The organism is Flagellimonas oceani (assembly GCF_011068285.1).
GTDB classification, from domain to species: domain Bacteria; phylum Bacteroidota; class Bacteroidia; order Flavobacteriales; family Flavobacteriaceae; genus Flagellimonas; species Flagellimonas oceani.
The window spans coordinates 1,681,255-1,693,280 of sequence record NZ_CP049616.1 but is presented as its reverse complement, the minus strand read 5'-3'; the positions used below and the strand labels follow the sequence as shown (position 1 = coordinate 1,693,280).

The window sequence follows — 12,026 nt, the reverse complement described above, 5'->3', positions numbered from 1 at the left end:
ACATATTCCAATTAAAACCAGCAATGGTGTGAATGGGCCGATTGACTTAGGGAAAGTCGGGTTTAGATGAGTCAGTCCAAAAACTTGGCCTTTAATTCCGGTGTGGGAATCATACAGGCTTCCTGTTTGCCGAACCATTTGTAACGGTTTTTGGCGACAAAATCATAAATAGCGTTGCGGACAGATGTGGGGATCCATGTAAAAACTGCTGTAAGTTTCCATAATCCTCCAAGTTCCTGTGCAATTTCCAAGGCGGCATCCGATTTGGTGTAGTAGGCCACGCCCGGCTCAATAAGGATGATGGAATCCACCTTACTGGTGTCTATGTGGCGTTGTTTTACCAATTGCTCGCCAATCTCGCTTTGCAAAGCTGCATAGCGGAATATATCCTTTTTGTCCCTTTTGATGACAAACTGGACGGAGTTGTTGCACAAGTTGCAAACGCCATCGAACAAGATTATTTTTTTATTTTCCATATCCCTGTAATTCCTGCGCAGGCAGAAATCCAATTTCTTTTCCACAAAGATACGCAGGTTTGCCATCAAAGGCTAACGGGCTGGCACAAATGCGATAGAAGGCTTAATTTTTTAAGAGTAGGGAATTTGGATTAGGGGGGCGAGAACGAGCAATTACTTATAGCTATGTTGCGTGTTCGTTTTTTCTATACAGTCGGTACAAGTTCTACTAAAATTTCATTTCCAGATTTATCATAGTAAGTGCAAGTCATTTTCTCAAGATCAACATTCCATTTTTCGATTCCTGTTTCTGCACAATGATTGCAAAATGTTAAATAATCGGTTTCTCCTTTTTGGTGAATTTTCAAATATTTTCTGAACGTATCTTTATCAGAAATGTCTGCAATTTTTAAATTTTTGTATTTGGGTTTAGATTTAGTTTCAAATCCATTCTTTCCAAAATATTCGGTATGACTGTCGAAAACCCAAGTTTCAAAGGCTAAGACTCCCATTTCCTTGATTTCTTGAATATAGTTGGGAAAATCAGCTCCTGATTTAACTTTTCCGTGTGCAGATTCAATCTGTTCTACTGTAAACATTATTTATAATTTTTATTTAGGTGTCTATCTGCCATTTTTTCTAATTACACACAACGGTCTCGGCTATGAGTAGTTGCGTGGTTTAGCACTAAACTTTGCAGGTACACACCAAACTGAAAATCCGCGAGGATTTTCAGAAGTAGGCGAGAACCGGCAATTACTTATAGCCAACTTTGATGAGCAACATTATTATTTGTTTTCTAATATTTCCAAAAGTTTTTTCGGATGCTGTCTATTGTCCCAAAAGGCAGTAATTATAATTTCCTTTTCAGTAACTTTATAGTAAATGCTAAAATTGCCCATAGAAGCAACTCTCGCATCTTTAAAATCAGTAGCTTTATAAATCAGAGGTTTATCGGCAATCTGTTTTGTTCTTTCAGAGACAAGTTTTACAAGTTTTTTTGAATAAGTGTTGGATTTATTTCTTTTAACCCAATATTCTAAAATTCCCACGAACTGTATATCGGCTGTACGTGTCCAAATCACATTTCGTTTAGCCATTCCAGATTTCGTTTATCCATAGCCTCTTGAGAAATCAGTTTTCCATTTATGATGTCTTGCTCACTCATTTCCAACATTATTTTTTGTTCTTTGGTCAATTCTACTATTTCTGATTCGGAAGAACTCGAAGTAATTAGTTTATCAAGTGCTACTAAAAAATCTTTATTTTTAATAGATAGTATTTTGTCAATCAATCTGTTACGTATGTTATCTACTGTTGCCATCTGATTTTAAATTTTATCTAAATATCTGAAAACTTGCTCATTTCTCCTAATGTAACCAAACGGTTCGTGTATGAACAGTTGCGTGGATTAGCACTTAACTTTGCAAGCCTGCCTGCCGGCAGGCAGGTACATACCAAACTGAAAATCCGCGAGGATTTTCAGAAGTAGGCGAGAACAAGCAATTACTTATAGCCATTGTCGGCATTTCGTTTTTATTCAACTTTTAATTTCATTCCGTAATAGGCATTGATTAAGTATAGCAAATTAATTAAAGGTCCTATCATCAACGCTTGTTTCCAATCAATAATTCCGATAAATGTAATTAAGAATGTCAAAAATGTAATTCCCGAAAGTGCTATTGCAGTCCATTTAAGCCATTTTTTTAGATAAATGTCAGATGAGTATAGTTTTAGTAGTCCACCCAAAAAAATCAAGTTTCCAAATACGAAAACTACGGTTGCCATTTGATTTGCCATTTGCGATAATTCAAAGGATGTGTTTTCATATCCACCGAGCATTATCGGATAGGTTGAAAGTAGAATCAGTTGCCCAACGGAAATTATCGCCCAACTTATTTTCTTAAAATTAAAAGCAAAGTATAATGCACCAATTGCTATAAATGTCATAAAAAGAAATTCCACTTTCCAATGCATACCATATACATCCCAATTTTCATTCACATAGTTGTGCCTTTCCATTGGGTTTAATGGTGCTTTGCTCGATAAATAAATATAAATTCCGATTGTTATATTTATTAATATCGAACCTGAAGTCCAAAGTAATTTTCCAAGTTTCATAAAATGGTGTTTTAAATGAATGCCAACGGTTTTCGGCTATGATTTCGTTGTGGCTGGCGTCTGGTGAGCGACGGCGTTGGACGGTGCGATTTTCCAGCGAGCCAAGTCGTTTGACGAAATCATTCCTTTTAGTTATTAGTTTTCTTAAAAGTAGGGAATTTAGTTCAAGGTAGGAGGGAACAATGAATTATTGCCAGTGTTAGCCACAGTTTTTTATTTCCAAGTCTGTATTGTTATTAAAAAATGCAACTGCTCTATTTTTAGATTCCGCACTCTTAAATGAAATTAGGTATTTTTCTTTTCTTGATGTATTTTCTAATTTGAGCTTAAAGGCAATTTCTGCAGTCAACAAGTTGCCAGTCATACTAACCCACCACGGTATGACTAGTTGGCCCTCATTATCATAAATATTGATCGATTTTACGTTTTGCAAATCAATCCCCTTTTTAAAAATTATTGTGTCTCGAAATATAAGTCCTTGGGATACATGCCCATTTTCCATAAATAAGACTTTCTTGGAAAAAAGCAACGTTCCCAGTGAAAGGAACCCCAGCAAACATAAAATTCCAATCGTCAAATCTTTTAGGAAAAGAGGCCACTGAAAAAGGGAAAGTGAACCGAAAAAAAGCCAAATCATAAAAATTCCAGACAAAGCTTTTGCCCCGTCATTAAAGTAATTGTCCAGAATAGTTATATGACTTTTCAAAATTGTAGCTAACTCGTTTATATAAGCATAAAATACATCGATATACACCCAAAAGGGCATCAAACCGATGTGTTTAATCGTCGCACACTAATTTCACCGAAATTTCCCTCACAATCAATAAGTTAATTTAGCTAGTTGTAAAAAAGTTATCAACCAATCCTATTTTCCGTTTCGGGAGAAAATGTATATTTGAAGTGCGAAACGTATTTATTTTAATGCCCTCCAACCTCTACATGTCTTAAATAGAAGATAAAGGATAGGCAAACGGGTGCAAGTCCCGAAGACCACTCAGGGCATAGCTTTGATACGTTTCGCGGTGACCTATCCTCATTTGTCTAACTTTTTAACTACTCTATTATGCGAAACGGAGAAGGTCAAGAAAAAAGCTGCCCGCATTGCGGCAATGCTAACGCGCAAAGCGCAACCCAAACCCCTCAAACACTAACCCCTGCACAGTTGGAACTGCTGGAGTATGCCGATGCCCTGGACGGCCCCGATGTGGTAAAATCCCTAAAATTGCTCCACGATGTGGTCGTTTACCATTCCTATGAACCTATTGATGAGGAAGAAAAAAATGCGCTCTTCCATCTAAAAGGGCTTTGGGAATGTATTGAGCAAATAATTGGGGAGCAAGTCCAAAGTTAGCGGTACGAAGTTGGAATTAAAAGGGCTGCAAGGCTTCAGATATGGCGATACCTTTGCGGTCCTTTTCTTTTGGGATGGGGATCGTACTTTTAGTTCTTCTCCATCAAACGGTAAACTTCAAGACAATCCCAACGGCCAACCACACATAGCAAACCAAAGCGGTCCATTTAAGGATTTTCTCCAAGAGCGGGCTTTTTTGGGCCATTTCTTTATGGTGCTTAACGCTCTTCCATTTGTAGTGGCCAAAGTACACCATCAACCCGGATAGGAAAACAAAGGCCAAGTTCAGGAAAAACGTGTAATCAATAGCAAAATATTCTTTGTTGGCAATGCCTTTATCGGTACCCTGTGGGATCAGACCGAACAGGTCAAAACCATAGTGGAGCAATAGCGATGCGGCAATCAATGATGTGAAGAGCAAAAACAAGATGAAAAGGGACATTTTCCATCCGTAATATTTCGCATTGATGCGCAGCACAGGAAATACGACCAAATCACTAAAAATAAAGGCCATGACCCCGGCAAAACTTACGCCTTTGCCATACAACAGTGCAGCAAGGGGGATGTTGCCCATTGACCCGATAAAAGTCAAAAATGCGGCAAACGGCCCCACAATTACATGTTCCAATAAGGTAAAAAAACCAAAGGATCGCTGCCCCTCTCCCGTATTGATAAAAAGTGTCTGAAAGAACGAATCGGGAACAAACGCGGCGACAATCCCTGCAATGGTAAAGCCTACGGTAACATCTTTCCAAACCATCTTCCATTCCATTCCGTACTGTTTGCCGACCTTGGCCCAGTTTTCGTGCGACTTTATTTTTTCGGTCAAGGATTTTTTATCCGCATGGTACTCACTGGGCCCCTCAAGGCGTTCCCTTGCCTTTCGAATCAGTTTTTTGGGATTGATGATGCGGATAAGCAACCAACTTGATAAAATAAGGATTATGCCGCCAACATACTCGCCAACAACAAACTGCCAACCCAAAAAGATGGATATGACGATCCCCAGTTCAATGACCAGGTTCGTGGATGCCAACAAAAAAGCAATGGATGAGACAAAGCTCGCCCCTTTTTTAAACAGTGATTTGGAGGTGGCAAGCGCAGAAAAACTGCAAGAACTGCTTATAAAACCAAAAAAAGTACCCAACAATACGCTCTTGCCGCCTTTGTCGCCCATCATGTCCTGCATCCTTTTTTCGGTAACGAAGACTTGGATCATGGAGCTTATTAAATAACCTAGGGCAAATGCCCATAGTGCCATCCAAAAAAAGCCAAAAGTTGTGTAGGCCGCTTCTCCCCACTCATTCAAAAATTGATTCATGAAACATGGAATTTGATGCTTTAGCTATAAAAACAGGTTGTATAAGTTCTGGGATTTTTGGGCCAATTCAAAATAATCCATTGTTCAACTTTCTGGACTACTTGTCTTTGCGGTGATAAACTAAAAAAAGGGCCGCAAATGCGGCCCTTTTAAATTTATATGGATAGATAATTTACATTTCCCAACCTTCGCGGTAGGTACGGGTAACATACTGGTTGGCATCTTCAAAATTGGTGATTTCCATATTTTCGCCATCCCAAAGCAGTTTTTTACGACCGTAGAACTCCATGTTTCCTTTTTCATTCTGTTTACGTAACATGTAGCTACGAATCGCCAAATTGCCCATAAGTACGGTTTCCGTCATAGGTCCGGCGTAATCGAACGAAGAGGTAAGGTCTTGGTGCTGTTCGCTGCCAAATCCTGCTTTACAGGCATCCACCCATTTGCGTTGGTGGCCGTATTCCGGTTCTGGCATATCTTCCACTTCCGGCCCAAATTCCGTGGCACCACTGTTCATATACAATTTTGGGGTCAACGGTGAGCTATCATTGATGTTGGTGGAAATTACCCCATGCTCTCCATGGATCAGCACACCATTTTGACTTCCCGGCCCTCCAATATCGCTATCGGCAGGAATGATCTCCGGATGCGAGGGACGGATACCGCCATCGCTCCAGGTCATGGTCAATGGGGCGGCGGTTTTGTCCGTAGCCTCATAATTCAAAGTGATGAATGAGGAGGGCGGACAGCCTTCTGGGTGGTAATCCGGATTCCACATTTGGGAAAATACCGTGCCCACGCTGCATTCTGCCGCCGTAGGGTAGCCCAACTTCAAGGTGCGGTAAGGGATATCGATCAAGTGACATCCAACATCGCCCAAGGCGCCGGTTCCATAATCCCACCAGCCCCGCCAGTTGAACGGATGCAGGTTCGGTGTGTACGGACGCATGGGGGCAGGGCCCAACCATAGGTCCCAGTTCAAGTCGTTGGGTTTGCTGGATGGGTCCGGTTCGGGCATTGCATTTCCTTGGGGCCATACCGGACGGTTGGTCCAAATCTCAACTTTGGTAATGCGACCCAGCGCACCGGAATCGACCCATTTTTGGACCATGCCCAACAATGGGTTGGAAGCGCCTTGGTTTCCCATTTGGGTGACCACTTTTTTATCGCGGGCCATTTGGGTGAGCATACGCGCTTCGCGGATGTTGTGCGTCATGGGTTTTTGCACATACACGTGTTTGCCGCGTTGCATGGCATAGGCCGCTGCCGGACCGTGAACATGGTCGGGCGTACTGATGGTCACCGCGTCGATATCCTTCATGGAATCGAGCATTTCGCGGTAATCGTTAAAGAGCTTTGCTTTTGGAAAACGCTCTACCGATTGCTTGGCCGATCCGGAAAAATCGACATCACAAAGGGCCACCACATTTTCGCGCCCGTTTACGGAGGCGTTGGCAATGTCGCTGGCTCCTTTGCCGCCCGCACCAATGGCGGCGATGTTCAAGCGGTCGCTAGGGGCCAAAAAGCCGGGACCGCCCAGCACATGGCGGGGCACAATAAAAATGCTGGACGCCAGCGCGGTGTTTTTCACAAAATTTCTTCTGCTTTGGGAATTGGTTGTTTTTTTCATTTTTTCGTTATACGATGTTTAGTTTCTAATTGCTAAACAAGATAGGAAAAATGAGCTGAACGGTCGGAAGGATTTTGTTATGGGTGTAAAATGGGGAGAGGTTTGTTATCGGCCTCGTGTAAGAGCAGTAGGGAATTTCAAGCCATTAAACTGTCTGACAGCACTGGCCTGTGACTTAAAATTTTATATTTCAAAATAATACTGAACCCGCTATTGCTTTACACAATGTTGTATTTACGTCTACGGTTTCTTTAGATAGGTCCTTTGAAAAATTGAAATACTTTTAAATACTGTTCAGATTTTTCATTTTTAAAGTTAGCGGTAACATTTCTAAGATTCTCTGGCAGTCTCATTATCTGGTAAAGTTCTTTCATAGTTAGTGTCGCCATATATTGTTAACACCTCTATCGATTGGTTTGAATCCATATGTTCCTCTTGAATAGTTGCTTTTCCATATTTCCTTTTTTTGAAGAAATATTGGTACAACTTAAAATTGATAGTATAATTATTTAAAGTTTCACGTCTATTCTATTTGCTTGATTACTTTTGCCGGTATGCCACCAACAATAGTGTTATCAGGTACATTTTGATGAACAACTGCACCGGCGGCCACAACTGAATTTTCTCCAACTGTAACGCCAGGAAAAATTGTTGCATTTGCACCAATCCAAACATTTTGTTTTATGTGAATATGTCCAACCGTTAAAGTCTTTCTGTTGTTTACTGAAATTGGATGACTCTCGGAAGTCAAATTTACCCTTGGTGCAATCATCACATTGTCATCTATGGTTATGCCTCCTAAATCCAAAAAGGAGCATGCGTGATTGATGAATATGTTTTTGCCAAGCTTTATATTCTTTCCGTAATTGGTAAAAAATGGTGTAAATACTGTCGTGCTTTCATCAATTCTTTGGTCGATAATTTGGCTCAACAATTTTCTGATTTCTTTATCGTCCGCCTCATTATTGAGCTTTACAAGCAGTTTTTTTGTTTCGCTAACAGCAGTTCCGATTTGAGAATAGTCAGGGTCATTGAATGGAACAGATTCACCACTTTTTAATCTCTCGAATATATTTTTTTCTGAATTATTCATTCACTCGGTTTGTTTTTCAAGGTTACATACAACGTTAAAGAATATGAATCGTTTTTAATACTTCGACTGCGCTAGTAGAATTTGATTTTAGTAACCAATTACGAAGTTCGCGGAAAATCCCTTCAAAAACAATAGGCCAATCCATTGACTTATGGCGAGTTGTCAACATATGGATGCCGTTGGATTCCTGCTTTTGCAGGAATGACAATGGATTTACTTCTTCGCCTCCACCAATTCCAATTGGTCCACGCTCACATTGGTGGTGAACATACCGTAGTTGACCACCGCTTTGCCTTTTTCGAGCGTGTCGATACTGCCCACGGCCTTACCATCCATCAAACGAACGCGGTCCCCGATTTTAAACACTGGGCGGGGTTTGTTCTTTTCGGCCTGGATTTCTTTCTTTTTTTGGATTTTCTTCTCGACCCGTACCTTTTTGATTTTTTGTTCCAGCTCTTCGGCCACCTGTTTCTTTTCTTCTTGTTTGGCCTTGGCCTTTTTGGCAGTTGTCTTTTTGCGCTTGCTGTTTTCCGTTTCCACAATACGGAGCATTTCGGAGATCAACGGGCGTTTTTTCTTGTCGATGAAGTATTTTTCCGCTGCCGTGTTCACCTTGTTGCCCAGTTGGATCATGCGCTGGTTGTGGTCGTACATTTCTTGGTAGCTCTCCAACTTGGATTTGATCTTGGAATTAAGCTGTTCCAAGCGCTCGTTTTCTTCACGGGCCTTGGCTTCTTCGTCCTTCAGTTTGGAGCCGGTCTCCACCATTTTGCTGCGTTCCTTCTGTAGCTTGGCAATGGTGGCATCAAAACGGACTTTTCCGCGTTCTATTTTCTTCTTGGCCTTGTTGATCAAGGAATAGGGGATGCCGTTCTTTTGGGCCACCTCAAACGTAAAGGAGCTTCCCGCTTCGCCCAAAACCAATTGAAAGGTAGGTTCCAATGTTTTGGAATTGAACAGCATATTGGCATTGGTGGCATGTGGCAATTCGTTGGCCAGCGCCTTCAAATTGGCGTAATGGGTTGTGATTACGCCATATGCCTCACGCTCGTAGAACACCTCCAAAAAAGCTTCGGCCAAGGCGCCGCCCAGTTCGGGGTCACTTCCCGTTCCAAATTCATCGATCAAGAACAAGGTTTTGTCGTTGCACTTCCGCAGAAAGCGATTCATGTTCTTTAAGCGATAGCTATACGTACTTAAATGATTTTCAATGGATTGATTATCTCCAATGTCTGTCAAAATTTGGTCAAAAAAACAAACGGAACTGCGCTCGTGCACAGGGATCAGCATCCCACTTTGAAGCATTACTTGAAGCAATCCAATGGTCTTTAATGTGATACTTTTTCCACCCGCATTCGGTCCCGAAATCACTATGATTCGGTTCTCCTTGTGGAGTTTTATCGTCTGCGGCCAAGTTTTTTCGTTCTTTCGTTTGTTGGATAAATAGAGCAGGGGATGGAAGGCATCACGGAGGTGCATTTCGCGCTCTTCGTTGATTTCAGGCAACAGGCCATCCATTTCGTTGGCATATCTGGCCTTGGCCGCAGTAATGTCCGTTCCGGCCAAATAGGCTTGATATGCTTTCAGCAATTCCAAGTAAGGACGGATTTCGTCGGTCAACTTGTTCAGGATGCGCTGTACCTCTTCTTTCTCGTCAAATTCCAAGTTGCTCAATTCCCTGGTGTAGGAGAGGGTGGCTTCCGGAACAATGTATACGATGCTCCCCGTTTTGGAAGTGCCCATCACGGTACCCTTCACTTTTTTGCGGTGCATGGCCTTAACCGCTAAAACCCGACGGTTCTCGACCACGGATTCGCGGATTTCATCCAAAAAGTCCGAAGATTGATAACGCCCCAGTGCAGCGCTAAAACTTTGATTGATCTTACTGCGCACCTCATTGATTTTACTACGGATATATCGCAATTCGTCTGAAGCAGAGTCCTTGATCTCCCCGAATTTATCGATAACATCATCAATGGCATCCGGAATTTCGGGATGTAGTTCCAGAGTATCCACTTTGCTAAAAAGCAGAGGGTAGTATTCCTTGAACTTCTTGAAGAATTTATGATGAATCGTGACGGTTTTGCAGATGCTGCCGATTTTTCGAAAACCCGAGATTTCCAAAGTACTGTTGTCAATCTTGAGTAGGCCCAATTCGCTGTTGATTTGGTCAAAACCGTGATTGGGAATACGGTTATCGTTGGAAAACGAAGCCAGATACTCCGAAGTCTGTCCCAAAGCCTCCATCAGCTCATCCTTATTTTTGAACGGCTGTATCTGTAATGCATCTTCCTTTCCCAATTCGGTATTGCATCGCGCAGCTATTTGCGTCAATACGGTGGGAAATTCTAAATCTTGGAGTGTTTTGGGGTGAATGTTTCGCATCTTTTTCGACTAGCAGGGCAAATATAGGATTTTGATGTGTTTTAGCGGATGTGCTGTCTAGCAAAAACTGTCTGCATTGCGTACTTTTGGGTGAAACTCGAAATTCCCATCAAAACCATCATATGGAGGTAAACATTGAACCCAGTTGGAAAACGCAATTATCTGACGAATTCGAAAAACCTTATTTCCAACAATTGGCCGCTTTTGTGAAGCAGGAATATCAACAACATACCTGTTACCCAAAGGGTAAGGACATTTTTTCCGCTTTTGATCATTGTCCGTTCCAGGAAACCAAGGTGGTGATCATTGGTCAGGATCCCTACCACGGGCCAAATCAAGCGAACGGCTTGTGTTTTTCCGTAAAGGATGGCATTCCGCATCCGCCATCTCTGGTCAATATTTTCAAGGAAATCAAGACCGATGTGGAAAAGCCCTATCCCAAAAGTGGCAATCTGGAGCGGTGGGCCGACCAAGGGGTTCTTCTGTTGAATGCGACCTTGACGGTTCGTGCACACCAAGCTGGGAGCCATCAGAAAAAAGGGTGGGAACAATTTACCGATGCGGTGATCCAAACGGTTTCCAGCGAACTTGAAGGTGTTGTTTTTTTGCTTTGGGGCGGGTTTGCCAAGAAAAAATCGGCCTTGATCGATAAAAGCAAGCATCATATTTTAACCTCGGGACATCCCTCTCCCTTGAGCGCCAACCGAGGTCTGTGGTTCGGCAACCAGCATTTCAGCAAGACCAGTAAACTACTAGCCCAAATGGGCAAAGAACCGATTGATTGGTAAACTCAATGGGTAGACTATTGGATCTTGGGTTATTTCCAAAGAAAGGTTTCAATGGGCTTAATTTCATCCACTAAATTAAGGTCGTGTAGCCTTTTTTGTACCTCGTTGACGGTTGCTGCTGAAAGTTGTTCCTGCCCCCAAGTGGTTTTAGATAGCCATTCTTTTATATCTTCCAGTTTTTGCTCGTATCTGTTGGACAACGTTCTATCTATGCTTGGAATTTGCTTGAATTCCGAGGTGTACGTGTTGATAACCTCCAGAATATGTTTGAGCACTCCTTCGTTTTCTTTCAAAAAGGTTTCCGAGGCAGCGATCACAAAACACGGCCAAGGGGTAGGGCAGTCACCGACCCGTTTAAAGGTCCCATTGTCCACAAGCGGTTTGGTGGTGAAGTGTTCCCACATAAAATAGGCACCGGAACCGTTGGTCAGGCTTTCTACGGCACCATCGAGGTTATTGATGATTTCAAATTCAAGGTTTTCCGTGTTCCATCCTTGGTTTTGGGCGTTGATATAGGCCATTAAGTGGCTTCCGCTGCCCAACCGGCTGATAGCGACTTTATCATTTTTTAGGTCCAAAATGGAGTTGCGGCTACTATTCGCATCCACATGAATGCCCCAAAGCAGGGGAGAGGACACATATTCTTGCACAATTTTACTGGGATTGCCCTGAGAGATGCTTTTAATGATGCCCTCGGTAAGAATGATGCCCAAATCCGCTTCACCGTCCTGCAGCATTTGTGTCATTTTTCCGGTGCCCTCCGGAACATCGGTCCATTCCAGTTCAATGCCCCTATCTTCAAAAGCACTGTCTTCCATGGCCAAATGCCAAGGAAGGTTAAAATGTTCTGGGACACCAATTATTTTTACCGTTTTCATAGGG

General features: G+C 42.2%; 13 protein-coding genes. 2 read left to right on the top strand and 11 right to left on the bottom strand.

Going from position 1 to position 12,026, the window contains the following annotated elements; genetic code table 11:
• Nucleotides 1–71: 71 nt before the first annotated feature.
• From GVT53_RS07920 to GVT53_RS07895, 6 genes are all read right to left on the bottom strand, one after another.
• On the bottom strand, nucleotides 72–476 hold the full coding sequence (locus GVT53_RS07920; RefSeq protein ID WP_166250441.1) for a thiol-disulfide oxidoreductase DCC family protein: 405 nt from the start codon (nucleotides 474–476) through the stop codon (nucleotides 72–74).
• 185 nt (nucleotides 477–661) lie between these two features.
• Nucleotides 662–1,054 (bottom strand): DUF1398 domain-containing protein, encoded by a 393-nt coding sequence (locus GVT53_RS07915; RefSeq protein ID WP_166248140.1) that lies wholly within the window; start codon nucleotides 1,052–1,054, stop codon nucleotides 662–664.
• 189 nt (nucleotides 1,055–1,243) lie between these two features.
• Complete coding sequence (locus GVT53_RS07910; protein ID WP_166248139.1) at nucleotides 1,244–1,555, bottom strand: type II toxin-antitoxin system RelE/ParE family toxin; 312 nt, start codon at nucleotides 1,553–1,555, stop codon at nucleotides 1,244–1,246.
• On the bottom strand, nucleotides 1,537–1,779 hold the full coding sequence (locus GVT53_RS07905; RefSeq protein ID WP_166248138.1) for a hypothetical protein: 243 nt from the start codon (nucleotides 1,777–1,779) through the stop codon (nucleotides 1,537–1,539). The genes GVT53_RS07910 and GVT53_RS07905 overlap by 19 nt, the downstream gene beginning before the upstream one ends.
• A 212-nt stretch (nucleotides 1,780–1,991) precedes the next feature.
• Nucleotides 1,992–2,576, bottom strand: a complete 585-nt coding sequence (locus tag GVT53_RS07900; protein WP_166248137.1) for a hypothetical protein — start codon at nucleotides 2,574–2,576, stop codon at nucleotides 1,992–1,994.
• A 199-nt stretch (nucleotides 2,577–2,775) separates the two neighbouring features.
• Nucleotides 2,776–3,342 (bottom strand): hypothetical protein, encoded by a 567-nt coding sequence (locus GVT53_RS07895; RefSeq protein ID WP_166248136.1) that lies wholly within the window; start codon nucleotides 3,340–3,342, stop codon nucleotides 2,776–2,778.
• A 297-nt stretch (nucleotides 3,343–3,639) separates the two neighbouring features.
• Between GVT53_RS07895 and GVT53_RS07890 the strand changes: the two genes are divergently transcribed.
• Nucleotides 3,640–3,927 (top strand): hypothetical protein, encoded by a 288-nt coding sequence (locus GVT53_RS07890; RefSeq protein WP_166248135.1) that lies wholly within the window; start codon nucleotides 3,640–3,642, stop codon nucleotides 3,925–3,927.
• Nucleotides 3,928–4,030: 103 nt separating this feature from the next.
• On the opposite strand, the gene GVT53_RS07885 is transcribed toward GVT53_RS07890, so the two are convergent.
• The 4 genes from GVT53_RS07885 to GVT53_RS07870 form a co-directional block, all read right to left on the bottom strand.
• Entirely contained in the window at nucleotides 4,031–5,248 is a 1,218-nt protein-coding gene (locus GVT53_RS07885; RefSeq protein WP_166248134.1) for a permease, read from the bottom strand.
• Nucleotides 5,249–5,420: 172 nt separating this feature from the next.
• Nucleotides 5,421–6,878, bottom strand: coding sequence for a Gfo/Idh/MocA family protein (locus tag GVT53_RS07880; protein ID WP_166248133.1), 1,458 nt, complete (start codon nucleotides 6,876–6,878; stop codon nucleotides 5,421–5,423).
• Nucleotides 6,879–7,401: 523 nt separating this feature from the next.
• Nucleotides 7,402–7,971 (bottom strand): DapH/DapD/GlmU-related protein, encoded by a 570-nt coding sequence (locus GVT53_RS07875; RefSeq protein ID WP_166248132.1) that lies wholly within the window; start codon nucleotides 7,969–7,971, stop codon nucleotides 7,402–7,404.
• A 213-nt stretch (nucleotides 7,972–8,184) separates the two neighbouring features.
• Nucleotides 8,185–10,356: an endonuclease MutS2 gene (locus tag GVT53_RS07870; protein WP_166248131.1), complete on the bottom strand. Its 2,172-nt coding sequence runs from the start codon at nucleotides 10,354–10,356 to the stop codon at nucleotides 8,185–8,187.
• A gap of 122 nt (nucleotides 10,357–10,478) precedes the next feature.
• On the opposite strand from GVT53_RS07870, the gene ung reads away from it, so the two are divergent.
• Nucleotides 10,479–11,144, top strand: coding sequence for a uracil-DNA glycosylase (gene ung, locus GVT53_RS07865; RefSeq protein WP_166248130.1), 666 nt, complete (start codon nucleotides 10,479–10,481; stop codon nucleotides 11,142–11,144).
• A 29-nt stretch (nucleotides 11,145–11,173) separates the two neighbouring features.
• Here the strand turns inward: ung and GVT53_RS07860 are convergent, their stop codons facing one another.
• Nucleotides 11,174–12,022 carry a substrate-binding domain-containing protein gene (locus GVT53_RS07860; protein WP_166248129.1) on the bottom strand — a complete coding sequence of 283 codons (849 nt, stop codon included), beginning with the start codon at nucleotides 12,020–12,022 and terminating at the stop codon, nucleotides 11,174–11,176.
• Nucleotides 12,023–12,026: the final 4 nt, after the last annotated feature.

What these genes read in the sequence shown, in the direction of transcription:
- GVT53_RS07870 (WP_166248131.1), bottom strand. Translation starts at nt 10,356, where the DNA reads ATGCGAAACATTCACCCCAAAACACTCCAAGATTTAGAATTTCCCACC.
- GVT53_RS07885 (WP_166248134.1), bottom strand. Translation starts at nt 5,248, where the DNA reads ATGAATCAATTTTTGAATGAGTGGGGAGAAGCGGCCTACACAACTTTT.
- GVT53_RS07860 (WP_166248129.1), bottom strand. Translation starts at nt 12,022, where the DNA reads ATGAAAACGGTAAAAATAATTGGTGTCCCAGAACATTTTAACCTTCCT.
- ung (WP_166248130.1), top strand. Translation starts at nt 10,479, where the DNA reads ATGGAGGTAAACATTGAACCCAGTTGGAAAACGCAATTATCTGACGAA.
- GVT53_RS07900 (WP_166248137.1), bottom strand. Translation starts at nt 2,576, where the DNA reads ATGAAACTTGGAAAATTACTTTGGACTTCAGGTTCGATATTAATAAAT.
- GVT53_RS07875 (WP_166248132.1), bottom strand. Translation starts at nt 7,971, where the DNA reads ATGAATAATTCAGAAAAAAATATATTCGAGAGATTAAAAAGTGGTGAA.
- GVT53_RS07895 (WP_166248136.1), bottom strand. Translation starts at nt 3,342, where the DNA reads ATGCCCTTTTGGGTGTATATCGATGTATTTTATGCTTATATAAACGAG.
- GVT53_RS07880 (WP_166248133.1), bottom strand. Translation starts at nt 6,878, where the DNA reads ATGAAAAAAACAACCAATTCCCAAAGCAGAAGAAATTTTGTGAAAAAC.
- GVT53_RS07890 (WP_166248135.1), top strand. Translation starts at nt 3,640, where the DNA reads ATGCGAAACGGAGAAGGTCAAGAAAAAAGCTGCCCGCATTGCGGCAAT.
- GVT53_RS07915 (WP_166248140.1), bottom strand. Translation starts at nt 1,054, where the DNA reads ATGTTTACAGTAGAACAGATTGAATCTGCACACGGAAAAGTTAAATCA.
- GVT53_RS07910 (WP_166248139.1), bottom strand. Translation starts at nt 1,555, where the DNA reads ATGGCTAAACGAAATGTGATTTGGACACGTACAGCCGATATACAGTTC.
- GVT53_RS07905 (WP_166248138.1), bottom strand. Translation starts at nt 1,779, where the DNA reads ATGGCAACAGTAGATAACATACGTAACAGATTGATTGACAAAATACTA.
- GVT53_RS07920 (WP_166250441.1), bottom strand. Translation starts at nt 476, where the DNA reads ATGGAAAATAAAAAAATAATCTTGTTCGATGGCGTTTGCAACTTGTGC.